Below are 23,827 nucleotides of genomic sequence, written 5' to 3'. Positions count from 1 at the left end.
CAGTCGTGTCGCAATGCTGCGCTCAGTCGTGGCGCAGCGCCGCGATCGGATCCAGGCGCGCCGCCTGCCGCGCCGGATACACGCCGAAGGCCAAACCCACCGCGGCGCAGAACAGCGCCGACCCCAGCACCGGGATCGGCGCCCAGGCGACCTGCCAGCCGGCGAAGGCGGCGATCAGATAGGCCAGGGCGACGCCGAACGCCAGGCCGAGCACCGCGCCGGCGACGCAGATCACCAGGGCCTCGCGCAGGAACTGCGCGATCACGTCGCGCCGGCGCGCGCCGAGCGCGCGCAGCAGGCCGATCTCGCGGCGCCGTTCGAGCACGTTGGCGAGCATGATGTTCATGATGCCGATGCCGCCGACCAGCAGGCTGACGCCGGCGATCGCGCCCATCACCACGCGGAAGATGCGCTGGGTCTTCTGGTGCTGCTGGAACAGTTGTTGCGGCACCACCAGGCGGAAGTCGGCCATGCCGGCGTGGCGTTGGCCGAGCACGGTCGACAGCACCCGCGCGCCGGCGGCGAGCTGGGCGGGGTCGCGCAGGCGCAGCAGGAAACGATCGATCTCGTCCTCCTGCGGCTGGAAACGGAAGCGGGCGCGCGCGCTGGCCAAGGGCAGATAGACGCGATTGCTTTCCAGGCCGAGCTGCACGCCTTCGAACTGATCCTTGCTGAGGTCGCGGTCGGCGAGCACGCCGATCACTTCCAGCCAGACATGGTTGACCTTCAGGTACTGGCCGATCGGGTCGACGCCGGGGAACAGATCGGCCGCGGCCTGGTGGCCGAGCACGGCGACCGCGGCGAGGGCGCGGTCGTCGTCTTCGCTCAGCGTGCGGCCCTTGGCGATGCGCAGCGAGGACAGGGCGAAATAGTCCGGGCTCACGCCGCTGGCCTGGGCATCGCTGTGGCCGCTGTCGCTGAACACCGAATGGGTGCGGATCGGTTTCTCGGCGGCGTAGCGTTCCGCGCCGGGCACCACCGCGAGCGCGGCGTCGGCATCGGCCAGGCTCAGGCCGAGGCTGCGCGCGCGGGTTTCGCGCAGGCTGTTTTCGTCCTGCGGCTTGGCTTCGGCGATCAGATTGTTGAGGCCCAGGCTTTCGACCAGGCGCAGCGCTTCGCGCCGGCTGCCTTCGCCGACCGCCTGCATCGCGACGATCGCGCCGACGCCGAAGATCAGACCGAGCAGGGTCAGCAAGGTGCGCAGGCGGCGACGCCACAATTCTTCGATCGCCTCGCGCCAGATCGACGGCAGCAGGCCGGCGAAACGGTTCAAGGACGCACCGCCTGGGGAGTGGATGCCGGGGCCGCCGCGGTCTTGCCGCCATCGGCCGACGCGGCCTGGCCCGGATCGTCGGTCTCGGCCGGCGGCTCGGCGGTGTTCGCCGCGGCTCCGATGGCGCCGGCTTCGGCCAACAGCACCTCGTCGCCGTCGCGCAGGCCCGACAGCACCTGCGAACGCGCCGGCCCGCGTACGCCCAGCCGGATCGGGCGGCGCAGGAAATCGCCGCCTTCGCGGACGCGCACGTAGTCCTTGCCGGCGTCGCTGTCGATGGCGACGTTGGCGACGCTGAGCGCCTTGGGCGAATCGAACAGGATCACCCGGGCCTCGAGCCGTTGGCCCGGCACCAGCCGGTAACGCGCGATCGCCTCGGCCGGGATCGGCGCCTTCATGGTCAGGTACTTCACCGGGCTTTCCTGGCTGCGTACCTTGGCGGCGCTGGCGACCCACGACAGCCGGCTGACGATGCGCTGCTCGGGGCGCCCGACCGGAAACATCTCGACCGCGTTGCCGACCTGCAGGCCCTGCGCCTCGATCTGCGGCAGGCTCAATTCGAGTTCCATCGCCGAGGCGTCGGGCAGGCTGCCGTAGTCGAAGCCGGCGCGCAGGGTCGCGCCGACATTGGGTTTGTCGCCGGACCAGTTGCTCGACAGCATCAGCACGCCGTCGTTGGGCGCGCGCAGCTCCAGCGCGTCCAGATCCGACTGGCGCGCCTTGGCGGTGAGGTCGAAAGTCGCGCGCTGCGCATCCAGCACCGCCAGCTCGGCGCCGCCGCGCACGCCGGCCTGGCCGCGCTGCCATTCCAGGGTGTCGCGCTTGGCGGTGAGGTAGCTCGCGTCCTGCACCGCATCGAGCACTTCGTTGCGCGCCATGGTGCTGAGGTCGGCGCTGGCGTAGCGCTCGGCGATGCCGAGTTCCACCGCGACCTGGGCCAGGTCGACCGCGACCTTGCTCTGCGCGGTCGCCAGTTCGCCCTGCTTGGCGGCGCGCGCCAGCAGGTTGCGCTGCAGATCGATCAGGGTCTGGCTGAGTTCCTGTTGGCCTTGCGCGGCCGAGAAGCGCGCGATCAGGTCGCCTTTCCTGACCGCGCTGCCTTCCGGCAGCATCCATTCGAGCTGGCGCGAGGCCCAATTGCGGCCGGGCACGTTGAGCGGCGTGGCCTTGGCCGACTTGAGTTCGCCTTCGCCGCGTACGCTCAGGCGCAGCGGTGCGGCGGCGACGGTCTCGACGATGGCCGGCGCGGTGTCGGACGCGCAGCCCGAGAGCAAGGCCAGGGCGACGGCAAGCGCGGCGCAGCGCGACGCCGCGCGAGGTGCGGGGCGATGCGTCATCGGGCCGGGCTCCGCGGCGCTGCGGGTGCGGCCGGATTGGCCGAAGGAATCTCCACCCGCACCGCCTGGCCCGGACGCAAGGGCGCGCGTGGGTCGTCGAGGCGCACGTCCAGATCCAGCACCGGCACCGGCTGCACCTGCGATTTGCTGCGGATCGCATTGCCGATCGAGGCGATGCGCCCGCGCAGCACGCTGCCGGCGCCGCCTTCGACGACGATCCGCACCGGCACGCCGACCGCGACCCGGCGCAGGTCGCGCTCGGGCAACTCGGCGCGCACCGCCAGGGTGGCCATGTCGGGAATCTCGGCGACGGTCTGGCCGACCCAGACCTGCGAGCCGACGTCGTATTTTTCGCCTTCCCAGTTGCTCTTGTGCATCATCAGGCCGTCGCGCGGCGCGGTCACTTCCAGGGCCGTCAGCGAGCGCTGCAGGCGCTCGACGTCGGCCTGCAACTGCGCGCGTTCGGCGGCGAGCAGGCGCCGCTCCTGGCGGCGTTGTTCGGCCGACAAGTTCTCGCGGCGCTGGGCCAGGGCCATCTTGCGTTCCATCTGGGTGCGGGCGACCAGCAGCTTGCGGTACTCGATGCCGGCGATCAGCTCGGCCGGCTGCTGGGTCTTGCGCTGCGCCTTGTCGAGCGCGGCGCGCGCCTCGGCGGTGGCCAGGCGTTCGCTGCGCTCGCGTTCGGCCAGCTCCAGGTCGAGCTTGTCGAGCTCGCTCTGTTTCTCCTTAAGCTGGCTGCGCTTCTCGCCCAGTTGCTTGATCACGTCGTTGCTGTCGAAGGAGATCACCGACTGGCCTTGCTTGACCGGCGTGCCGTCGCCGGCGAGTTGGGTGATGTTGAACTGCCACATGCGCTCGACGTTCGGCGGCATCAGCGCCGAGCTGCGGCGGGCATAGACCTCGCCGTCGACACGCAGGGTCGCCGCGCTCGCCGGCAGTGCCGCGGCGGACAACAGCACGATGAGCATGCTCCGCTTCATCGCGCCGTTCCGCCCGCGGCGGCCGTGGACACGCGCACGCTCATGCCCGGCAGCAGCTTGAGCGCATGTCCGCGCGGCAGTTCGATGTCGAGGCTGAAGTAGCGCCCTTCGCCCCATTCGGGTTTGCGGTCGGGAGCGCCGGCGATGGCCTTGATGCGGCCTTGCACGCGTTGCCGCGGCAGTGCGTCGAACGCGAGCTGTACGGTCTGGCCGACGCTCAGGCCGCGCCGGTCCGGTTCCAGCGCCCAGGCGCGGATCTCCATGCCGCCGCCGCTGCCGACCACTTCGCCGGCCTTGCTGCCGGGCATGGCGGAGCTGCCTTCGTCGATGCGGCCGCCGATCCAGTTGTTGTTGAAACCGTGCAGGACGATGCCGTCGCGTTCGGCGCGCACTTCCGACTGACGCAGCAGCGCCGCGTAGTACTCGCGCTGCACGATCAGCTTGTCGACTTCCAGCTTGGCGTCCTGGTGGCGGCGCGCGACGGCGGCGCGCGCGGCGGCGAACTGCTCGCGCTTGAGGGTGAGCTCGCGCGTGGTCTTGTCGAGTTCGCCCTGATGGCGGTCGTAGTCGAGCTGCGAGATCAGCCCGCGCGGAATCGCCGCTTCGATCTTGGCCGTGGCCAACGCGGCCTCGGCATCGGCGAGCGCGACTTCGGCGTCGACCGCCTTGACCTCGAGTTCTGCCAGTTCCTTGGCGGCCTTGGCGCGGGCTTGTTCGATCTTGGCGTCGAGGTCGGGAATCTGGGTGCCGGCCTGGCCCGGATCGATGCGCAGCACCACATCGCCGGCCTTGACCGCCTGGCCTTCGGCGACGAAGTAGCGGATCGCCACCGGCGCGGTATTGGATTGCGGGGTGTAGATCGGCTGCGCGCCGACCGAGCGCACTTCGCCGGTCAGCACCACCGCGGTCGCCGGCAGCGCGGTCAGCGCGCCGGCCAGCAAGGCCGTGAGCAGCGGCCAGCGTGGGCGGCGCAGGGCAGGGCGCATCTCAGGCGGCCGTGTCATGGTCGACCTTGCCGTCGTGCAGGCGCACCTCGCGCGGCGCGCGCGCGGCGAGGTCGCGGTCGTGGGTCACCAGCACCACGGTCTGGCCGCCGCCGTGCACTTCCTCGATGAGGTCGAGCACGTCGGCGGCGCTTTTCGAATCCAGGTTGCCGGTGGGTTCGTCGGCGAGCAGCAGGGCCGGGCGCAGCAGCAGCGCACGCGCGATCGCCGCGCGCTGCTGCTGGCCGCCGGACAGTTCGCTCGGCCGATGCTCGCTGCGTTCGCCCAGGCCGACGCGCGCGAGCAACTCGCGCGCGCGCTCGACGCTGCCGGGCGGCGGCTCGCGATTGAAGCGCAGCGGCAGCAGCACGTTCTCCATCACGCTCAGGCGTGGCAGCAGATGGAAGCTCTGGAACACGAAGCCGATGCGGCGGTTGCGGATGTCGCTGGCGGCTTCGTCGTCGAGCGCGGCGACGTCGCGGCCTTCGATCAGATAGCGCCCGCGCGTGGGCCGGTCGAGGCAGCCGAGGATGTTGAGCAGACTGGATTTGCCCGAGCCCGAGGCGCCGGTGATGGCGACGAATTCGCCCGCTGCGATTTTCAGATCCACGCCGGCCAAGGCATTGACCGCCTGTCCATTCATCTCGTAGCGACGATGGACCGCATCCAGTTCGATCATCGGGACAGGCCAGGCCAGAAGGGAAAGACGATGCAGCGGCGACCGCGCGAGCGTGTGCCCGCGCTACGGAGAACGACCCGGCACTCGCCGGCAACGTTCCCCGACGCGGCCTTCGGGCCGATCGGATGAGGCATGCAGCGTGCGCGGCGAAGACCGATCCCCGGTCGTAACCATCGCGATCAATCTACCTTAACCCGGGGGCGCCGCGACAATGTGTCTTGTGCAGCATTGCACCCGGATGCAGTGCAGCATGTTTTTCTGTGAACCCGTGCAGTAAACGCCGCCCGCGCGAAGACTAGCTTAGGCGCATCGCCACCGCCGGACGCAGGGCGTGGGCGTTGCGCGCTGACTACACGATCCTCATCCAGGCCTCGTCCTCGCGCGTCGGCATCACCCGGATTCGGACCTGGAGTTCCCTGATGGGGGGCCGCCAGGATAAGGTCGAAGCCGATATCCACCCGGTCGCTGCGTTCGCGATCGGTTCCGCTCACGGCGCGATCTTCTTCGACGCCCACCACAGGGAATCCACATGCTCCGCAAACTAACGGTATGTCTGCTCGTCGTCCTGTTGGTGGGTTGCCTGCCCCCGCGCCTCGATCCGACCATGGTCTCGGCGCCGCAAAGCGATTCCTCGGTCGACAGCAAGGGCTGAACCGTACAGCAGCGGGCGGGCCGAATTAAGCCCGAGTTCAACGCATCGGGCCGAAGCTGAGACCCTAAAACCAGGGGGTCTGACATGATCCGCAAGCTCATCGTTCCGCTCATCGCCGCCGGCCTGCTGGCCGGTTGCGTGTCCGACTACGCCTATCGTGGCGGCGGGGGCGCCGGCTCGTATTACTACGGCCGCCCCAGCGTCGACTACGGCTATTACGGCCAGAACTACGGGTATGGCTATTACCCGTACGGCGATGCCTATCGCTATCGCAACTACGGTTACCCCGGCTACTACGGCGGCGGTTACGGCTATGGCTACCCGGGTTACTACCCGCAGCCCTACCCGCGCTATTACTACCCGAACCACCGCCCGCACCGTCCGCCGGGCCACCGCCCGCCCCAGACCAACCAGCCCTCGCGCGGCATTCCGTGGCGCGATGCGCATCCGGTCGGCGGCGGCGCCTGGGCGCCGAACAACCCCGGTGCGGTCTCGCAGCCGCGCAGCATGCCGCAGCCCCGGGCCATGCAGCAGCAGCCGATGCAGCCGCGCATGCAGTCCGCCCCCTCGACCCGCCGCGACGGCGGCCGGGCCTGGAAGGACGTCGAACGCTGAACGGAATCTAGCCGATGTGAAGGTCGGCCCGGCAAGACGCTGGATTTGGAATGGCGAGCACTTGCGTTCAGGCGGAAGTGACAGCAATCTACCGCTACTGACCGCTTACGTCGTATTTGGACGTTTTCGGTAAGCAAGGCTTCTATGTCGGCGCCTGGCGAGGAATCACGGATCCCCCCTGTTCCGTCCTTGTCAGGCGTCGGCGCCCATTCCCCCGGATCCCGGGGAAACACGAAAAGGCGCGCGTATCCACGCGCGCCTTTTCGTTTGCGATCAATGCGTTAGTCGTCATGCCGGCGAATGCCGCGGCGACGCGTCCGAGGGCGGTCGGCCCTGCCGGTGCCGATACGGGGCCCAAACGACGGGCAATAAAAAGGGGCCGAATGTCCCCCGACATTCGGCCCCCCAGCTTCCCCCGCGAGCGCTTGGCCAGCCCCTGTTCCAATTCCAGCCGGCGTCGAGCGCCTGCCCCGCAAGGTGCACTAAGTACCCAAGCATGAAGTGTGCCAAGCTCGGGTGAAGGCGCTCGGCCTGCCGTCTGGCCTAAAATCTGCGTCCTGAGCGTCGCTTCCGACGACGGTGCGACCGTGGTGCCTTGAACCGATGAACGAATCCTTCTTCCAATACGACGTGATCGTGGTCGGCGGCGGCCACGCCGGCACCGAGGCTGCGCTGGCATCGGCGCGCGCCGGCGCGCGCACCCTGCTGCTGACCCACTCGGTCGAGACGGTCGGGGCGATGAGCTGCAACCCGGCCATCGGCGGCGTCGGCAAGGGCCATCTGGTCAAGGAGATCGACGCCCTCGGCGGGATCATGGCGCGCGCCGCCGACGCCGCCGGCATCCAGTGGCGCCGGCTCAACGCCAGCAAGGGCCCGGCAGTGCGGGCCACGCGCTGTCAGGCGGACCGTTCGCTGTATCGCAGCTTCATCCGCCGCGCGGTCGAGGCCCAGCCGAACCTGACCCTGTTCCAGGCCGCGGTCGACGACATCCAGTTCGACGCCGGCCGCGTCACCGGCGTGCTCACCCAGACCGGCCTGCGCTTCGTCGCGCCGGCGGTGGTGCTGACCGCCGGCACCTTCCTCGCCGGCAAGGTCCATGTCGGGCAGACGACTTACGCCGCCGGCCGTGCCGGCGACCCGCCGGCGATCGCCCTGGCCGCGCGCCTGCGCGAAGGCCCGTTCGTGGTCGACCGGCTCAAGACCGGCACGCCGCCGCGCATCGACGGCCGCAGCCTCGACTACTCGGTCATGGAAGAACAGCCGGGCGACGATCCGCGTCCGGTGATGTCCTTCCTGGGCACGCAGGCCGACCATCCGCGTCAGGTGTCGTGCTGGATCACCCACACCTCCGAGCGCACTCACGAGATCATCCGCGGCGCCCTCGACCGCTCGCCGCTGTACACCGGCCAGATCGAAGGCATCGGCCCGCGCTATTGCCCCTCGATCGAGGACAAGGTGGTGCGCTTCGCCGAGAAGGCCAGCCATCAGATCTTCGTCGAGCCCGAAGGCCTGGACGTGGCCGAGATCTACCCGAACGGCATCTCGACCTCGCTGCCGTTCGACGTCCAGCTCGACCTGGTGCGCAGCATCCGCGGCTTCGAGCGCGCCCACATCACCCGCGCCGGCTATGCGATCGAGTACGACTTCTTCGACCCGCGCGGGCTCAAGTCGACCCTGGAGACCAAGGCGGTCGCCGGCCTGTTCTTCGCCGGCCAGATCAACGGCACCACCGGTTATGAGGAGGCTGCCGCGCAGGGCCTGCTGGCCGGCGTCAATGCCGCGCGTTTCGTCGCCGGCACCGAGGGCTGGAGCCCGCGCCGCGACGAGGCCTACATCGGCGTGCTGGTCGACGACCTGATCACCCACGGCACCAGCGAGCCCTATCGCATGTTCACCTCGCGCGCCGAGTACCGGCTGCAGTTGCGCGAGGACAACGCCGACCTGCGCCTGACCGAGACCGGTCGAGGGTTCGGCCTGGTCGACGAATCGCGCTGGGCCGCGTTCGCGCGCAAGCGCGAGGCGATCGAGCGCGAGAGCGCGCGCCTGGCCTCGGTATGGGCGGCGCCGAACAACCCGCTCGGCCGCGAGATCGCGCAAACCCTCGGCATCGAGGTCAGCCGCGAAAGCAGCGCGCGCGATCTGCTCAAGCGTCCGGAGATCAACTACGCCCAACTCATGAGCGTGCCCTCGCTGGGCCCGGCGGTGGCCGAGGCCGAGGTCGCCGAGCAGGTCGAGATCGGGGTCAAGTACGCCGGTTACCTGGACCGTCAGCGCGACGAGATCGAGCGCCAGCAGCGCAACGAGAGCACGCCGATCCCGGGCGAATTCGACTACGCCACGGTGCGCGGCTTGTCGGCGGAAGCGCAGCAGAAGCTGGAGCGCGTGCGCCCGCAGACCGTGGGCCAGGCGCAGCGCATCCCCGGCATGACCCCGGCGGCGATCTCGCTGCTGTTGGTGCATCTGACGCGCGCGCGGCGGGCCCGGGTGGCTTGAAAGCAGGGATTGGGGATTTCGGATCTGAGATTCGCCAGAGCAAAAGCTTGAGTGGCGAGAGGGTCGCATGCGTCCGCTGGTCGCGAGGTTCTGGCGAGCTCGAGTAAATCCCCCGGCGCAGCTAGCGCCGTTGTCCACCGAACGACGTAGGCGCCAGCCCCCTTTGCAAAGGGGGCGATGTGATTCGCTTGGTCGGGGACTCGGGACTCGGGACTCGGGAATCGGGAATCGGGAATCGGGAGTCGGGAGTCGGGAGTCGGGAATCGGGAATCGGGAATCGGGAATCGGAAGTCGGGGTTCCGGATTCGCGGTCGAGCCTGATATCGGAAGCTCGCTTTGCCGTTCCCCCCTTTGAAAAAGGGGGGCAGGGGGGATTTGCTGTTGCTTCTACCTTTCCGCGACGCCGCCGCTCAGTACAGCTTGCGTTCGCTCTTCGCCGGCGGCGACCACTGATACAGCCAGGTTTCGCTGAGCGCGCCGCTGGCGTCTTTCAAGAACAGGCGCAGGTCGATCTGCTCGGTCGAGTCGTCCTGCGGTACGGCGTCGAACATCACCCGGTAGCCGCCGATCTCGTGCAGCGGCCGGCACGACACGGTTTCGAGCTTGCCGCGGCCGATCTGCAACACCGGCTCGACGGTCGCATTGCGCTTGGCCAACTCGGCCAGCGCGCCGCCGGCGAAATCCACCGCGAAACGCGAGGAGAAATAATCGCGCTTGAAGCCGATCCGGCCGCCCAGGCCGGTGCGGGTGGCCACGCAGTGAGCGAGCTTCGGCGTCGCCGGCGGCATCGCGCCCCAGTACAGGCGGTAGCCGAACAGCAGTTCCTGCCCGGGCTGCGGCTTGGCGCGCGGGTTCCAGAACGCGACGATGTTGTCGAAGGATTCGTCGACGGTCGGGATCTCCACCAACTGCACCGAGCCCGCGCCCCAGCCTTGCTTGGGTTCGACCCACAGGCAGGGACGCTTCTCGTAGAACACGCCGTCGTCCTGGTAGTGATCGAAGTTGCGGTCGCGCTGCAGCAGGCCGAAGCCGCGCGGGTTTTCGTCGGCGAACATGTTGAAGCGCAGCTGCGCCGGGTTGCACAGCGGGCGCCAGATCCATTCGCCGCTGCCGGTCCACATCGCCAGGCCGTCGGTGTCGTGGATCTCCGGACGCCAGTCCCAGTCCATGCGGCGGTCGTTCTCGCCGACCTGGTACATGCTCGTGCACGGGCCCAGGCCCATGCGTTCGATGGTCTTGCGCGGGTACAGCGCGCAATCGATGTCCATCAACAGCACGTCGCCGGGGGTGATCGCGAAGCGGTAGGCGCCGGCGATGCTCGGCGAATCGAGCAGCGCATAGACCACCAAGGTGTCCGACTGCGGGTTCGGGCGTTCCAGCCAGTAGGCGGTGAAATCCGGGAACTCCTCGGCGCGGCCGGTGCCGGTGTCGATGGCCAGGCCGCGCGCGGACTGGCCGTACTGGCCCTCGCCGCCGACCGCGCGGAAGTAGCTCGCGCCGAGGAAGGCGGCGAAATCGCGCTCGGGGTCTTTGCGGGTGTTGAGGCGGAAGCCGGCGAAACCCAGGTCGGCCGGCAGCGGCTTGCCGTCCAGGCCGCTGCGGGCGCGGTCGAACATCGTCGGGTCGTAGACGATCTCGCGCGCCTGGCCGCCATCGACTTCGTACATGCGCACGGCCGATTTGAAGAACAGGCCGAGGTGGAAGAACTGCCCCAGGAAACGGGTGTCGTCCTGCGCCCACAGGGCGTGGTCGCGGCGGAAGCGGATCGACTGGTATTGGTCCCAGTTCATCGCCTCCACCGCCGGCGGCAGGGTGGTGCTGCGCGGCGCGTAGGCGCGTTCGGCGAGCGCGCGGGCCTGGCCCTTGAGCGCGGCGAAATCGAAAGGCTGGGCCGGGCCGAGCTTGGTCGCGTCGGGCGCGGCCCAGGCGAGCGCCGGCAAGGGCAAACCGAGGGTGGCCAGGGTGGCGGCCGCGGATTTGAGGAACTGGCGTCGGATCATTGGGGGAAGGCGACGTCGTGGCAACAGGACTGAACATGCTAGCCAATAGCGGCGTGGCGTTGGTTATGCCGGCGTTGAGGGAGCCGATCGCCATGGAGGCCGGCCGGCCGCCTTTCGGCTCCCTCTCCCGCCCATGGGAGAGGGGTGGGAGAGGGCAGCACCGCCGGCGTCGCCAGGGCTTCCGTCGACCGGCCACGCGCGCCGAAAACCGCCCGCCGCCGAAGCCTCTTAGAATATCGCCATGCTTCGACTCACCGACCTCCGATTGCCGCTGGACCACCCGGCCAGTGCGCTCACCGACGCTATCCTTGCCCGCCTCGGCATCGCCGCGGACGAACTGACCGCCTACACCATCGCCAAGCGCAGCTACGACGCGCGCAAGCGCGGCGGCATCGTGCTGATCTATTCGATCGACGTGGACACGCCGCGCGAGGCCGAGATCCTGCAGCGCCTGCAGGCCGCCGAAACCGCGGTGCCGGCGCAGGATGCGAAGAAGGGCGCGGGCGACGCCGGCAAGGTGCTGCCGACCCCCGACACCGACTACAAGTTCGTCGCCCGTGCGCCGGACGCGCTGCCGCTGCGGCCGATCGTGATCGGCATGGGCCCCTGCGGCCTGTTCGCCGGCCTGATCCTGGCGCAGATGGGCTTCCGCCCGATCATCCTGGAACGCGGCAAGGCGGTGCGCGAGCGCACCGTCGACACCTTCGGCCTGTGGCGCAAGCGCGTGCTCAATCCCGAGTCGAACGTGCAGTTCGGCGAGGGCGGCGCCGGCACCTTCTCCGACGGCAAGCTCTACAGCCAGATCAGCGACAAACTGCATCACGGCCGCAAGGTGTTGACCGAGTTCGTCAAGGCCGGCGCGCCGGAGGAAATCCTCTACGTCAGCAAGCCGCATATCGGCACCTTCCGCCTGGTCTCGATGGTCGAGAACATGCGCGAGACCATCGAATCGCTCGGCGGCGAAATCCGTTTCTCGCAGCGCGTCGAAGACGTGTTGATCGAAGACGGGCAGTTGCGCGGCGTGACCCTCGCCGACGGCGGCGAATTGCGCGCCGATCATGTCGTGTTCGCGGTCGGCCACAGCGCGCGCGACACCTTCGCGATGCTGCACGAGCGCGGCGTGTTCATGGAGGCCAAGCCGTTCTCGATCGGCTTCCGCATCGAGCACCCGCAGTCGCTGATCGACCGCGCCCGCTTCGGGCCGCAGGCCGGCCACGAGATTCTCGGCGCGGCCGACTACAAGCTGGTGCATCACTGCCGCAACGGCCGTTCGGTCTACAGCTTCTGCATGTGCCCCGGCGGCACCGTGGTCGCGGCGGCGAGCGAACCCGGGCGCGTGGTCACCAACGGCATGAGCCAGTACTCGCGCAACGAGCGCAACGCCAATGCGGCGATCGTGGTCGGCATCACCCCCGAGGACTACAAGGCCTACGACGCCAGCGGCAGTCCGCTCGCCGGCATTGCCCTGCAGCGGCACTGGGAGGCGCAGGCCTTCGCCCTGGGCGGCGGCGAATACGAAGCGCCGGGCCAGACCGTCGGCGATTTCCTCGCCGGGCGGCCCTCGACCGCGCTCGGCACGGTGCAGCCTTCTTACACGCCGGGCGTGCGCCTGAGCGACCTCAGTGCGTCGTTGCCCGACTACGCGATCGCGGCGATCCGCGAAGCCTTGCCGGCCTTCGACAAGCAGCTCAAGGGCTTCGCCATGCCCGATGCGATGTTGACCGGCGTGGAGACGCGCACGTCGTCGCCGGTGCGCATCACCCGCGGCCCGGACGGCCACAGCCTCAACACCCGCGGCCTGTTCCCGGCCGGCGAAGGCGCGGGCTATGCCGGCGGCATCCTGTCGGCGGCGGTGGACGGCATCAAGACCGCCGAAGCGGTGGCGATGAGCATCATGGCCGGCCTCGGCCGCGCCTGAGGCGTGTGTCTTCCAGCTGCGGGCGAGACGATGGTTGGTTTGTGCGGCGATTCCCCAACCATCATCCCCGCGAAGGCGAGCTCCAGAGAGCTCAGCGCAATGCTCAGGTGAAGCCCTGAGTGTTCGGCTCCGCCGAAGTAAAGCGGGCCTCCCGGCCCTATCCCCCGATTGTGCAAGCCATGTGCGCAATCGGTCGACCGCGCCCGGCGGGCCCCGGCCATGCCGAATGGCAGGGGGCAGGGCGGACGCGATGGGTAGGATGCGGAATCCTGTCCGTGTTCGCGTCGCCGGAGTCTTCCATGGTTCGTCCGATCCACGCCGTCCTGCCCCTGCTGATCGCCGCGGCCCTGCCGTTCTCGAATGCGGGCGCCCAGACCGCCGCGCCGCGCGACCTGCCTTATCCCGGCACCTTGCAGCTCGACGTCGATGCGACCGACCTGGCGCGGCGCGTGCTGCACGTGCGGCAACGCATTCCGGTGCAGCCGGGCGCGCTTACCTTGCTGTTTCCGCAGTGGATCCAGGGCAACCACTCGCCGACCGGGCCGATCGACAAGCTCGCCGGCCTGCGCCTGCGCGGCAACGGCCAGGCCATCGCCTGGCAGCGCGATCCGCTCGACGTCTATGCCTTCAAGCTGGTCGTGCCCGAGGGCGTGAGCGAGCTGGAGGCGAGTTTCGACATGCTCACCCCCACCGGCGGCAACCAGGGCCGGGTGGTGATGACCGCCGACATGCTCAACGTGCAATGGAACCAGGTCGCGCTGTATCCGGCCGGGTATTACGCGCGAGGCATCCAGATCGTGCCGAGCTTGAAACTGCCGGCCGGTTGGCAGGCGGGCACCGCGCTCGAGCTCGAATCGCGCCAGGGCGACAGCCTGCGTTACCGCGCGGTGCCGTTCGACACCCTGCTCGATTCGCCGGTCTTCGCCGGGCGCCATTTCAAGCAGATCGATCTCGCTCCCGATGCGAAGACGCCGGTGCGCCTGAACGTGGTCGCCGATGCGGCCAAGTACCTGGAAGCCAAGCCCGAGCAGATCAAACTGCATCGCGAGCTGGTCAGCCAGGCGTTCAAATTGTTCGGCTCGCGTCCGTTCGACCGCTACGATTTCCTGTTCTCGCTGTCGGGCCAGATGAGCGGCATCGGCCTGGAGCATCATCGCTCCAGCGAGAACGGCCTCGACGTCGACTACTTCACCGGCTGGGACGGCGGCAGCGCCATCAGCCGCGATCTGCTCGCGCACGAATTCGCCCACTCCTGGAACGGCAAGTACCGTCGCCCGCGCGGTATCGCCGCGCCCAACTTCAATGTTCCGCTCAGCGACAGCCTGCTTTGGGTCTACGAAGGCCAGACCCAGTATTGGGGTTACGTGCTGACCGCGCGCTCAGGGCTGTGGAAGCCGGAACTCGCGCGCGAGGCGCTGGCGCAGGTCGCCGCGCGCTACAGCCACGACCGTCCGGGCCTGGCCTGGCGCGCATTGCAGGACACCACCTACGACCCGGTCATCGCCCAGCGCCGGCCCAAGTCGTATACCAGCTATCAGCTCAGCGAGGATTACTACCAGGGCGGGCAACTGGTGTGGCTGGCGGTAGACGCCAAGCTGCGCGCGCTCAGCGGCGACAAGCGTTCGCTCGACGACTTCGCTCGTACGTTCTTCGCCGGCGAGAATGGCGACTATCGGGTCAAACCCTACGAATTCGAGGACGTGGTCGCTGCGCTCAACGGCGTCGCCGCGTTCGATTGGGCCACGTTCCTGCGCGAGCGCATCGACGGCAACGCGCCGCCGGTCGACGGTCTGGCCGCGAGCGGTTGGAAGCTGGTGTTCACCGACACGCCCGGCGAGTTCCAGAAACTCGCCGAGGGCGAACGCAAGGCCGTCGATCTCACTTATTCGCTCGGCATGAGCGTGTCGAGCGGCGATTCCTCGGTGAACAGCGTGCGTTGGGACGGCCCGGCCTTCGACGCCGGCATCGCCCCGGGCAACACCGTGCTCGCGGTCAACGGTTACGCGAGCAGCGGCGAGCGGCTCAAGGACGCGGTCACCGCGGCCAAGGACGGTCAGCACCCGATCGAGTTGCTGATCAAGAACGGCGATGCCATCAAGACCGTGCGCATCGACTACCGCGAAGGCCTGAAGTACCCGAAGCTGGAACGCATCGAGGGCACGCCGGATCGCCTGTCGAAGATCTACGCGCCGAAGTAGGGCGATACTTCGGCGTCGTCGACGTTCAAGAGGAGACCCAAACCATGTACGGATTGATCGGCAAGATGAAAGCCGCCGCCGGCCAGCGCGATGCCCTGATCGCGATCCTGCTCGACGGCATCGACGCCATGCCCGGCTGCCTGAGCTATGTCGTCGCGCGCGATCCCAAGGACGCCGACGCGATCTGGATCAGCGAAGTCTGGGACAGCCAGGGCAGCCATCGCGCTTCGTTGGCGTTGCCGTCGGTGCAAGCCGCGATCGCGAAGGCGAAACCGATCATCGCCAGCTTCGACGAATACCACGAGACCGAGCCGGTCGGCGGCCACGGCCTGGGCGGCGGCTGAAGCCGCTCAGTCCGCGTCCTGCGGCGGTGACGGCGTTTCCGCCGCCGCGCGCCGTCGCCACAGCATGCTGCGCAGCACGCCGTCGCGGCGGATCAGGCCGTGGTACAGCGCCGCCGCGCCGTGCACCAGGATCAAGCCGAACAGCGAATACGCCAGCACCCGATGCAACCAGCGCAGGCGGGCGAACCAGTCGGCGTCGAAGGGCGCGATCGCCGGCAGGCGCAGGCTGTCGCTCAGCATGACCGGATAACCGCCGGCCGAGAGCATCGCCCAGCCGACCAGCGGCAAGGCCAGCATCAGCGCGTACAGCAGCCAATGCGAAGTCTGCGCCGCGATGCGTTGCAACGCCGGAAGATCGGCCGGCAACGGCGGCGGCGCGCGCCACAGGCGCAGGATCAAACGCAGCAGCGCCAGCACCAGGATCGCCGCGCCGAGCGGCTTGTGCAGCGCCAGCGACCAGCTGTGCCGCGCCGAGACGCTGGCGACCATGCCCACGCCGACGAACAACATGGTCAGGACCATCGCCGCCATCAGCCAATGCAGCACGCGGGCGGGCCACCAGAACAATTCGGTATCGCGATTCATGGCGTTCGCTCCTGTGCGTGAGCGGTGGCGCCGCCGGCCTGCTCGGCGGTGCGGCGACGATAGGATTCGGCATAGGCCGACGAGCGCGCCGGCAGCAACGGGTCGTCGGACGCGGCGATGCCGGCCGGCAGGATCAGCGGATCGAAGTTGATGTCGCGGCACGCGCCGTGGTCTTGCGATTCGCTGCGTTCGATCACCACCGTGCCGGCGTCGATCTCGACACGGTCCTGCGGCCAGGTCCGGGTCGCATCGGCGGTCGGGTCGCCGGCCTGGCCCAGGGTTACCAGCAGGCGCCAACGCAGCGGGCCTTGCGCCAAGCGTCGGTTCAACTCGCCGTCGAGGTAATCCTGCGGTGGCGGCACGGGCGCGTTGCCCGCAGGGCGGTTGTCGGCGGCGACGCGCCAGCGCACCGCCTGGCGCGTGCCGGCGGCATCGATGAAGTAGAACGCGTTGAGTCCGTAGTAGCTCTCGGTGGCGTAGCTTGCCGACGGCTTATGGTTCTTGGCCCAGGCGCGGAAGGCTGCGGTTTCCGGATGCGCGGCGAAGAACGCGGCCTGCTTGGCCGGGTCGGGCTTGCCGGTGGCGGGATCGGGCCGGCCCGCCGCCAGTTGCTCGTAGAACGCCTGCGGCGTGGCGACCGGAAACACCGGCATGCTGTTCATGCCGGTGCGCCACTGCTGGCCGTCGGCCTGGGTCAGGCGCAGGGCGAGGCTGCGGATGGGCACACCGAAATCCGGCGCATGCGGGTTGCCGCCGGGAATCGCGAAGCGGCCGACCAAGGGCGTGCGGCCGGGCGCGAACAAGGCCGCCTTCGAATACCGGGCGGCGCTGCCGTTGCTGTCGAAATGGCCGATCACGCAGACGCCCTTGGCGTGGTTGCGGCGATAGCCCGGATGCAGGCCGCCGTTGACCTGCAGGCGGTCGACGATGCGTTGCGGGGTGAGCCGGTGCGGGTCGAGCCAACCGCCGACATAGCCGAACGCGGCGGCGACGCCGGTCACGGCGGCGGCGATCAGGGCCCAGCGTGCGAGCGGAAAGGGCGGTCGACGGGGGCGGTCGGTCGGGTCGGGCGGTGGCGTGGGCGAGGACATTCGGGCACTCGAGTTGGGGAGGCAGGGCGGGGTTCTCTGGGTACGACGCGCGTCGGCGAGGTTTATTCCCGGGCCGCGGAATAAACTGCGGCCAGCGGCGTCCCATTTAGAGATTCCCCGACCTGCGTCCACGGACCGCCCATGCCCGCCAGCGACCTCGACAGCGCCCTGCGCGAACAACTGCCCTCGCTGCGGCGGTTCGCGCGCTGGCTCGCCCGCGATCCGCATGCCGCAGACGACCTGGTCCAGGCCGCGCTGGAACGGGCGATTTCCGCTTGGAGCAAACGCCGCGACGCGCAAGCGCTGCGGCCGTGGTTGTTCGCGATCGTGTACCGCCAGTTCCTCGACGGCCAACGCCGCTCGCAACGCTATGCCGGTCTGTTGTCGCGGCTCGGCATCTCCCACGACAGCCAACCGTCGGCCGAGCGCGAAGTCCTCGCGCGTTCGACCCTGGAAGCGATGCAGCGCCTGCCGGTCGAACAACGCAGCCTGCTGCTGTGGGTTTCGGTCGAGGGACTCAGCTACCAGGAAGTCGCCGACATTCTGCAGGTGCCCATCGGCACGGTCATGTCGCGTTTGTCGCGCGCACGCGACGCTCTGCGCCGGCTCAGCGACGGCGAAACCCCGGCGTCGCCGCTGAGATTGTTGAAGACGCCTGCCGCAACGAAGTCGACCCCATGATCACTACGCCGAGCGAGTACGAAATCCACGCCTATGTCGACGGCCTGCTCGACGGCGAGCGCCGCGCCGCGTTCGAGGCCTGGCTTGCGCAGCATCCCGAACGCGCCGCCGAGATCCAGGCCTGGCAGCGCGATGCGCAGCTGCTGCGCGCGGCGCTGGCCGGCGAAACCGTGGCGGCGCCCGCCGGGCCCGATCCGGCGCGCCTGGACCCCATGCGCCTGCGTGCCGGCCTCGCGCGTCGGCGCAACGCGCGCTACGCGATGGCCGCGGCGGTGCTGTTGAGCCTCGGCGTCGGCGGCATCGGCGGATGGCAGGCGCGCGACTGGCGCGGCAGCGCGCCGGCGGCGGTGGCGATGGCGCCGATGGGCGATGCGATCCAGGCGCACCGTTTGTTCGCCGCGCGCCACGATCTGCGGCCCGATCGGGCCGCGCGCGGCGGCGACCTGCAGGGCTGGCTCGATACGAATTTCCGCGAACCGATGCGCCTGCCCGATCTGAGCGGGGCGGGGTTCCGCCAGGTCGGCGCACGCCTGCTTGCGACTGAACAGGGCGCGGCCGCCCTGGTGGTCTACGAAGACGCCGGCGGTAACGCAATCAGCTTCTATATCCGGCCGCCGGGCCCGCGCCGCCACCTGCTGCCGCGCGGCGACCGCCGCGACGGCGACTTGCTCACACAGTACTGGTCGCGCGGGGGGTACAACTATGCGATGGTGAGCGGCGGGGAATCGGCGGATGTCGTCAGGCGCGCGCTGGATGGCGCGATCTGACAGAACTCAGGAAAGGCCATGACGATGATCTCTACGGATATGCAGGAAACGCGCAACGCGTTCGGAACGTTTCTACGCTCGTTGGCGGAAGGCATGGCGACGCAGCAGGACTGGCGCCGCTTCACGATCGCGCACTATCACGATCCCACCCTGGAAGCGGCGCGGATCGAACTGGTCCGCGCCTCGCAGCACGAATCGGAAATGCCGACCGAATCGTCGAAGGTGCAGGACCTGGCGAGCGAGATCGATCGCCGCTTCAGCAGCTGAAGAACCATAAGCCTTCGCCATAAGACTTCGCCATAAGTCGTCGCGATAAGTCTTCATCGGTGCGATGAAGGTCTTGCGACAAGAAGGCCCGCGCAACAAAAAGGTCTGCGCAACAAAAAGCCCCGCGCAACAAAAAAGCCCCGCATGCGGGGCTTTTTGTTTTCATGCCGGCGAGCTTCAGGCCGCTTGCACGATCCGCAAGGGATTGCGGTATTCCTTCAGCAACTCGGCCTCGCGCTCCTTGGCCTTGTGCAGGTGCGCTTCCTTGACGTGGCCGTAGCCGCGGATGTGCTCGGGGACGCTGGCGATCTCGGCGGCGAGATCGACGTTGCCGCCGTCCAGGGTCGCCAGCAGGCCGGTCACGGTCTGCTCGTAGTCGGCGATCAGCTGGCGCTCCATCTTGCGCTCTTCGGTGTAACCGAAGATATCGAGCTTGCTGCCGCGCAGCTTGCGCAACTTCGCCATCCACTTGAACGCGGTGAACACCCAGGGGCCGAATTCCTGCTTGATCAGGCGGCCCTGCTCGTCCTTCTTGGCCAGCAACGGCGGGGCGAGGTGGAACTTGAGCTTGTAGTCGCCGTCGAACTGCTGCTCCAGCTTGCGCTGGAAATCGCCGCTGGTGTACAGGCGCGCCACTTCGTACTCGTCCTTGTAGGCCATCAGCTTGAACGAATAACGCGCGACCGCCTCGGTCAGATCGGTCGAGCCCGGCGCCTTGGCCTGCTCGGCCGCACGCACCTTGGCGACGAACTCGGCGTAACGCTTGGCGTAGTTCGCGTCCTGGTACTCGGTCAGGAAGGCGATGCGGCGCGAGATCAGTTCGTCGAGCGAACGCGACAGGCGCAGGTCGTCGAGCGGCAGGAAGGCGACGTTGTCGCTGTCGGCGTTCGCAGGCACATGCCGCAGTTCGTCTTCGTTGCGGGTCGCGCGCGGGGCCGAGGTCGCACCCCATTCGTTGCCTTCCCATTCGCCCGGCGCCAGGTGCGGCAGGGCGTGCGGCGTGGCTTCGGCGGCGGTCGGCGCATTACGCACCAGGCCGGCGGCTTCGGCGACCGTCTTCGGGTCGATCGCGGCCAGGCGGCCCCAGGCGAACGCGGTCTTGTTCATCTCGATCGCGGCGCCGTTGAGCTCGACCGCGCGCATCAGCGCATCGAACGAGATCGGCACCAGCGCGCGCTGCCAGGCGTAGCCGAGGATGAACAGATTGGTCGCGATGGCGTCGCCGAGCAGCGCGGTGGCGAGCTGGGTGGCGTCGACCAGCAGCGGCTCTTCGCCGCCCAGCGCCTGGCGCACCGCGGCGACGATGTCGGCGGCGGGGAACTGCATGTCCGGACGCGTGGTGAAGGTGCCCGGCATGGCTTCGTAGGTGTTGAGCACGACCGCGCTGCGGCCGGCGCGCACCTTCGACAGCGCCCAGTAGTCGTTGACCACGACCATGTCGCAGCCGAGCACCAGGTCGGCTTCGCCGGCGGCGATGCGCACGGCGTGGATGTCGGCCGGAGTCTTGGCGATGCGGATGTGGGTGGTGACCGCGCCGCCCTTCTGCGCCAGGCCGGTCTGGTCGAGCACGCTCGCGCCCTTGCCTTCCAGATGGCCGGCCATGCCGAGCAGGGCGCCGATCGTCACCACGCCGGTGCCGCCGACGCCGGTGATGAGGATGTTCCAGGGCGTGTCGAGCGCCGGCAACTGCGGCGCCGGCAGGTTCTGCAGGCGGTCCTTGGCCGAGGAGCCCTTCTTCTTCTTGAGTCCGCCGCCTTCGACGGTGACGAAGCTCGGGCAGAAGCCGTTGACGCAGCTGTAGTCCTTGTTGCAATTCGACTGGTCGATCTCGCGCTTGCGGCCGAACTCGGTTTCCTTCGGCAGCACCGAGACGCAGAACGACTTCTTGCCGCAGTCGCCGCAGCCTTCGCAGACCAGGGTGTTGACCATCACGCGCTTCTGCGGGTCGATCATCTTGCCGCGCTTGCGGCGGCGGCGCTTCTCGGTCGCGCAGGTCTGATCGAAGATCAGCACGCTGGTGCCCTTGACCTCGCGCAGGCGCTTTTGCACCGCGTCGAGTTCCTTGCGGTCATGGAACTCCATGTCGCTGGGGAAAATCTCGCGCTTGTTCCACTTGGCGATGTCGTCCGACAGCAGGACGATGGTATGCACGCCTTCCGAACGCACCTGGTGGGCGATCTGCGGCACCGACAGGGTGCCGTCGACGGGCTGGCCGCCGGTCATCGCGACCGCATCGTTGTAGAGGATCTTGTAGGTGATGTTGACGCCGGTGGCGACCGACTGGCGGATCGCCAGCGAGCCGCTGTGGAAATAGGTGCCGTCGCCGAGGTTCTGGAACACGTGCTCGGTGTCGGTGAACGCCGATTGGCCCGACCAGGTCACGCCTTCGCCGCCCATGTGGGTGAAGGTGTTGGTGTCGCGGTCCATCCAGGTGACCATGTAGTGGCAGCCGATGCCGCCGAGCGCGCGCGAGCCCTCCGGCACCACGGTCGAGGTGTTGTGCGGGCAGCCCGAGCAGTAATGCGGCACGCGCGGGAACGAGGCGCGCGGCAGGGCGAGTTCGCTTTCCTTTTCGGCCATCCAGCGCAGCACGTTCTCCATGTGCTCGGAGTTGTGGAAGCGCTGGATGCGGCGCGCGATCACGCCGGCGATGCGAGCCGGGGTCAGCTCGCCGGTCGAGGGCAGGATCCACTCGCCGCTCTCGTCGTACTTGCCGACGATCGAGGGACGGCGCTCACCGTCCCAGTTGTACATCGATTCCTTCATCTGGCTTTCGATGAAGGCGTGCTTCTCCTCGACCACCAGGATGTCGTCGAGGCCGCGCGCGAACGCGCGCAGGCCGACCGGCTCCAGCGGCCAGGTCATGCCGACCTTGTAGACGCGGATGCCGAGGTCGGAGCAGGCGCGTTCGTCCAGGCCCAGGTATTCCAGCGCCTGCAGCACGTCGAGATAGCTCTTGCCGGTGGTGATGATGCCCAGGCGCGCGTTCTGCGAATCGATCACGGTGCGGTCGATGCCGTTGGCGCGGGCGAAGGCCTGCGCGGCCTTCACCGCGTACTGGTGCAGGCGCATCTCCTGGTCCATCGGCGGATCCGGCCAGCGGATGCTCAGGCCGCCCGGCGGCATGACGAAGTCGTCGGGGGTGACGATCTTCAGCGCCAGCGGATTGACGTCGACCGAAGCCGAGGACTCGACGGTTTCGGCGATGGTCTTGAAGCCGACCCAGCGCCCGGTGAAGCGCGACATGGCCCAGCCGATCAGGCCCATGTCGAGGATGTCCTGGACGCCGGCCGGGTTCAGGATCGGCATCATCGCGCTGGTGAACTCGCCTTCCGAGCCATGCGGCAGGGTCGAGGAGCGGCAGGCGTGGTCGTCCGCGGCCAGGGCCAGGACGCCGCCGTACTTGCTGGTGCCGGCGGCATTGGCGTGCTTGAACACGTCGCCGGTGCGGTCCACGCCGGGGCCCTTGCCGTACCACATGCCGTACACGCCCTCGACCTTGGCGCCGGGGAACAGGTTGGTCTGCTGGGTGCCCCAGACCATGGTCGCGCCGAGGTCCTCGTTGAGGCCTGGGGTGAATTTCACCCCCGAGGCTTCCAGGTACTTGCGCGCGCGCCACAGCTCCAGGTCGAAGCCGCCCAGCGGCGAGCCGCGGTAGCCGGAGATGAAACCAGCGGTGTTGAGGCCGGCGGCCTGGTCGCGCAGCCGCTGCATCAGCGGCAGGCGCACCAGCGCCTGCACGCCGCTCAGGTAGATGCGGCCTTCCTGACGGGTGTACTTGTGATCGAGCGAATAGTCCGTATCGAGGACGCTGTTGGTCAGGTCGGTATTCGCCGACGAAGGCGAGCTGAGTTCTGCGGTGCTGGTCATGGGCGGGCTCTCGCGGCGGTGCCGCGGGTTGGCTGGCGGGGCGGGACGGCATCCCGGCCGGGACGGCGGTGGCGCGCCGGGGCCCGAGCAAAGACTCGGAATTATAGCCTCTGGGCGGAATCGGGCCGGCAGTGGGACAAGAGTCACTGAGAGGGCGAGTGCAACTCGCTGAATGCGCACCTCCGTACCGGGGCGGATCGTGGACCGTCGGGTGGGGTTGGTGGTGGCTTGCGGGTCGCCGCGTCGGCCAGCCGAGCCACGCCGAGCAAGTCACGCCGAGCAAGTAAAGTCGCGTCATGAGCGCCTTCGACCAAGTCACCCTGACCACGCAACGCCTGTTGTTGCGACCGCTCGCCGCCGCCGATGCCGGCGCCCTGATGGCGATCTATGCCGATCCCGAAGTGATGCGCTACGGCAGCTCGCCGCCTTGGGATTCGATCGAGAAAGCCGACGCGCAGATCGTCCGCGACCGCGAGGCGATGGCCGCCGGCCACTTCCTCCGCCTCGGCCTGCAGCGGGTCGACGACGGCGCGCTGATCGGCACCTGCACCTTGTTCAATCTCGACCCGCCCTGCCGCCGCGCCGAGATCGGTTATGCCCTGGCCGTGTCGGCCTGGTCGCGCGGCTACATGCGCGAAGCCCTGCCGGCGCTGATCGATTTCGGTTTCGAGTCTATGGACCTCAACCGCATCGAAGCCGACATCGACCCGCGCAACACCGCCTCGACCAAGAGCATCGAACGACAGGGGTTCGTACGCGAGGGCTATCTGCGCGAGCGCTGGATCGTGCAGGGGGTGTTTTCGGATACGGCCTTGTATGCGCTGTTGCGCAGCGATTGGCAGGCGCAGCGGCGCAAGGTGGCTTTAGGGTAGGAGCGAGGCGAGTCGCGACCGCGTTGCTTCGGTCTCGCGAGGTTGCTTGGCCCTAGCCTCTAGCTATTGCCGTTGCTGTGCGCAGCCCCGCACTCGCGAAGGCAATAGAAGACCCGGAGGGCGGCCCGCATGGATGCGGGCCGTTTTTCATCGGGACAAGGATGTCCCGTATGAAAAAGCCCCGCGTATGCACCGCTCGTGCGGGCCTGTGATTCAAAGAAA

At 68.6% G+C, this 23,827-nt stretch carries 19 protein-coding genes; 10 read left to right on the top strand and 9 right to left on the bottom strand.

Going from position 1 to position 23,827, the window contains the following annotated elements; all coding sequences use genetic code 11:
- Positions 1-22: 22 nt before the first annotated feature.
- From ACKN61_RS23195 to ACKN61_RS23175, 5 genes are read right to left on the bottom strand one after another with little or no spacing between them, the layout of a single operon-like run.
- Complete coding sequence (locus ACKN61_RS23195; protein WP_408951424.1) at positions 23-1,273, bottom strand: ABC transporter permease; 1,251 nt, start codon at positions 1,271-1,273, stop codon at positions 23-25.
- On the bottom strand, positions 1,270-2,610 hold the full coding sequence (locus tag ACKN61_RS23190; protein WP_408951423.1) for an efflux RND transporter periplasmic adaptor subunit: 1,341 nt from the start codon (positions 2,608-2,610) through the stop codon (positions 1,270-1,272). Before ACKN61_RS23190 ends, ACKN61_RS23195 begins: the two co-directional genes overlap by 4 nt.
- Positions 2,607-3,590: an HlyD family secretion protein gene (locus tag ACKN61_RS23185; RefSeq protein ID WP_408951422.1), complete on the bottom strand. Its 984-nt coding sequence runs from the start codon at positions 3,588-3,590 to the stop codon at positions 2,607-2,609. Before ACKN61_RS23185 ends, ACKN61_RS23190 begins: the two co-directional genes overlap by 4 nt.
- Positions 3,587-4,576, bottom strand: coding sequence for an HlyD family secretion protein (locus tag ACKN61_RS23180; protein WP_408951421.1), 990 nt, complete (start codon positions 4,574-4,576; stop codon positions 3,587-3,589). The genes ACKN61_RS23185 and ACKN61_RS23180 overlap by 4 nt, the downstream gene beginning before the upstream one ends.
- Before the next feature lies 1 nt (position 4,577).
- Entirely contained in the window at positions 4,578-5,252 is a 675-nt protein-coding gene (locus ACKN61_RS23175; RefSeq protein ID WP_408951420.1) for an ABC transporter ATP-binding protein, read from the bottom strand.
- Positions 5,253-5,781: 529 nt separating this feature from the next.
- Between ACKN61_RS23175 and ACKN61_RS23170 the strand changes: the two genes are divergently transcribed.
- The 3 genes from ACKN61_RS23170 (at position 5,782) to mnmG (ending at position 9,012) form a co-directional block, all read left to right on the top strand.
- A complete protein-coding gene (locus ACKN61_RS23170; RefSeq protein ID WP_255610572.1) occupies positions 5,782-5,904 on the top strand; it encodes a hypothetical protein in 123 nt (40 codons plus the stop codon).
- Positions 5,905-5,988: 84 nt separating this feature from the next.
- Entirely contained in the window at positions 5,989-6,519 is a 531-nt protein-coding gene (locus ACKN61_RS23165; protein WP_051885331.1) for a hypothetical protein, read from the top strand.
- A 603-nt stretch (positions 6,520-7,122) separates the two neighbouring features.
- Positions 7,123-9,012 carry a tRNA uridine-5-carboxymethylaminomethyl(34) synthesis enzyme MnmG gene (mnmG, locus tag ACKN61_RS23160; RefSeq protein ID WP_408951419.1) on the top strand — a complete coding sequence of 630 codons (1,890 nt, stop codon included), beginning with the start codon at positions 7,123-7,125 and terminating at the stop codon, positions 9,010-9,012.
- Positions 9,013-9,422: 410 nt separating this feature from the next.
- Here the strand turns inward: mnmG and ACKN61_RS23155 are convergent, their stop codons facing one another.
- Complete coding sequence (locus ACKN61_RS23155) at positions 9,423-11,012, bottom strand: glucan biosynthesis protein (RefSeq protein WP_408951418.1); 1,590 nt, start codon at positions 11,010-11,012, stop codon at positions 9,423-9,425.
- Positions 11,013-11,253: 241 nt separating this feature from the next.
- Between ACKN61_RS23155 and ACKN61_RS23150 the strand changes: the two genes are divergently transcribed.
- The 3 genes from ACKN61_RS23150 (at position 11,254) to ACKN61_RS23140 (ending at position 15,472) form a co-directional block, all read left to right on the top strand.
- Complete coding sequence (locus tag ACKN61_RS23150; protein WP_408951417.1) at positions 11,254-12,930, top strand: NAD(P)/FAD-dependent oxidoreductase; 1,677 nt, start codon at positions 11,254-11,256, stop codon at positions 12,928-12,930.
- Positions 12,931-13,229: 299 nt separating this feature from the next.
- Positions 13,230-15,128, top strand: a complete 1,899-nt coding sequence (locus ACKN61_RS23145; RefSeq protein ID WP_408951416.1) for a M61 family metallopeptidase — start codon at positions 13,230-13,232, stop codon at positions 15,126-15,128.
- 44 nt (positions 15,129-15,172) lie between these two features.
- The gene (locus tag ACKN61_RS23140) at positions 15,173-15,472 is read left to right on the top strand and encodes a putative quinol monooxygenase (protein ID WP_408951415.1); all 300 of its coding nucleotides are present in this window, start codon (positions 15,173-15,175) and stop codon (positions 15,470-15,472) included.
- Positions 15,473-15,478: 6 nt separating this feature from the next.
- Here ACKN61_RS23140 and ACKN61_RS23135 read toward each other — a convergent pair whose 3' ends face one another.
- Entirely contained in the window at positions 15,479-16,057 is a 579-nt protein-coding gene (locus ACKN61_RS23135; protein WP_408951414.1) for a cytochrome b, read from the bottom strand.
- The gene (locus tag ACKN61_RS23130) at positions 16,054-17,148 is read right to left on the bottom strand and encodes a catalase family peroxidase (protein ID WP_408951413.1); all 1,095 of its coding nucleotides are present in this window, start codon (positions 17,146-17,148) and stop codon (positions 16,054-16,056) included. Before ACKN61_RS23130 ends, ACKN61_RS23135 begins: the two co-directional genes overlap by 4 nt.
- Before the next feature lie 141 nt (positions 17,149-17,289).
- On the opposite strand from ACKN61_RS23130, the gene ACKN61_RS23125 reads away from it, so the two are divergent.
- Genes ACKN61_RS23125 through ACKN61_RS23115 form a run of 3 tightly spaced genes read left to right on the top strand, consistent with a single transcriptional unit; the run spans position 17,290 to position 18,863 of the window.
- Positions 17,290-17,829 carry a sigma-70 family RNA polymerase sigma factor gene (locus tag ACKN61_RS23125; RefSeq protein ID WP_031373645.1) on the top strand — a complete coding sequence of 180 codons (540 nt, stop codon included), beginning with the start codon at positions 17,290-17,292 and terminating at the stop codon, positions 17,827-17,829.
- Positions 17,826-18,596, top strand: coding sequence for an anti-sigma factor family protein (locus ACKN61_RS23120; RefSeq protein ID WP_408951412.1), 771 nt, complete (start codon positions 17,826-17,828; stop codon positions 18,594-18,596). Before ACKN61_RS23125 ends, ACKN61_RS23120 begins: the two co-directional genes overlap by 4 nt.
- Before the next feature lie 18 nt (positions 18,597-18,614).
- The gene (locus tag ACKN61_RS23115; protein WP_144436312.1) at positions 18,615-18,863 is read left to right on the top strand and encodes a hypothetical protein; all 249 of its coding nucleotides are present in this window, start codon (positions 18,615-18,617) and stop codon (positions 18,861-18,863) included.
- Between the two features lie 177 nt (positions 18,864-19,040).
- Here the strand turns inward: ACKN61_RS23115 and ACKN61_RS23110 are convergent, their stop codons facing one another.
- Positions 19,041-22,733, bottom strand: a complete 3,693-nt coding sequence (locus ACKN61_RS23110; protein ID WP_408951411.1) for an indolepyruvate ferredoxin oxidoreductase family protein — start codon at positions 22,731-22,733, stop codon at positions 19,041-19,043.
- 296 nt (positions 22,734-23,029) lie between these two features.
- Between ACKN61_RS23110 and ACKN61_RS23105 the strand changes: the two genes are divergently transcribed.
- Positions 23,030-23,605 (top strand): GNAT family N-acetyltransferase, encoded by a 576-nt coding sequence (locus ACKN61_RS23105; RefSeq protein ID WP_408951410.1) that lies wholly within the window; start codon positions 23,030-23,032, stop codon positions 23,603-23,605.
- Positions 23,606-23,827: the final 222 nt, after the last annotated feature.

The organism is Lysobacter sp. Hz25, assembly GCF_046097045.1.
GTDB lineage: Bacteria > Pseudomonadota > Gammaproteobacteria > Xanthomonadales > Xanthomonadaceae > Lysobacter > Lysobacter antibioticus_B.
The sequence above is the reverse complement of the archived record's forward strand: the minus strand, read 5'-3'. Positions and strand labels throughout refer to the sequence as shown.

Coding starts and splice junctions, on each gene's coding strand:
- ACKN61_RS23190 (WP_408951423.1), bottom strand. CDS start 2,610: ATGACGCATCGCCCCGCACCTCGCGCGGCGTCGCGCTGCGCCGCGCTT.
- ACKN61_RS23185 (WP_408951422.1), bottom strand. CDS start 3,590: ATGAAGCGGAGCATGCTCATCGTGCTGTTGTCCGCCGCGGCACTGCCG.
- ACKN61_RS23180 (WP_408951421.1), bottom strand. CDS start 4,576: ATGCGCCCTGCCCTGCGCCGCCCACGCTGGCCGCTGCTCACGGCCTTG.
- ACKN61_RS23175 (WP_408951420.1), bottom strand. CDS start 5,252: ATGATCGAACTGGATGCGGTCCATCGTCGCTACGAGATGAATGGACAG.
- ACKN61_RS23170 (WP_255610572.1), top strand. CDS start 5,782: ATGCTCCGCAAACTAACGGTATGTCTGCTCGTCGTCCTGTTGGTGGGT.
- ACKN61_RS23165 (WP_051885331.1), top strand. CDS start 5,989: ATGATCCGCAAGCTCATCGTTCCGCTCATCGCCGCCGGCCTGCTGGCC.
- mnmG (WP_408951419.1), top strand. CDS start 7,123: ATGAACGAATCCTTCTTCCAATACGACGTGATCGTGGTCGGCGGCGGC.
- ACKN61_RS23155 (WP_408951418.1), bottom strand. CDS start 11,012: ATGATCCGACGCCAGTTCCTCAAATCCGCGGCCGCCACCCTGGCCACC.
- ACKN61_RS23150 (WP_408951417.1), top strand. CDS start 11,254: ATGCTTCGACTCACCGACCTCCGATTGCCGCTGGACCACCCGGCCAGT.
- ACKN61_RS23145 (WP_408951416.1), top strand. CDS start 13,230: ATGGTTCGTCCGATCCACGCCGTCCTGCCCCTGCTGATCGCCGCGGCC.
- ACKN61_RS23140 (WP_408951415.1), top strand. CDS start 15,173: ATGTACGGATTGATCGGCAAGATGAAAGCCGCCGCCGGCCAGCGCGAT.
- ACKN61_RS23135 (WP_408951414.1), bottom strand. CDS start 16,057: ATGAATCGCGATACCGAATTGTTCTGGTGGCCCGCCCGCGTGCTGCAT.
- ACKN61_RS23130 (WP_408951413.1), bottom strand. CDS start 17,148: ATGTCCTCGCCCACGCCACCGCCCGACCCGACCGACCGCCCCCGTCGA.
- ACKN61_RS23125 (WP_031373645.1), top strand. CDS start 17,290: ATGCCCGCCAGCGACCTCGACAGCGCCCTGCGCGAACAACTGCCCTCG.
- ACKN61_RS23120 (WP_408951412.1), top strand. CDS start 17,826: ATGATCACTACGCCGAGCGAGTACGAAATCCACGCCTATGTCGACGGC.
- ACKN61_RS23115 (WP_144436312.1), top strand. CDS start 18,615: ATGACGATGATCTCTACGGATATGCAGGAAACGCGCAACGCGTTCGGA.
- ACKN61_RS23110 (WP_408951411.1), bottom strand. CDS start 22,733: ATGACCAGCACCGCAGAACTCAGCTCGCCTTCGTCGGCGAATACCGAC.
- ACKN61_RS23105 (WP_408951410.1), top strand. CDS start 23,030: ATGAGCGCCTTCGACCAAGTCACCCTGACCACGCAACGCCTGTTGTTG.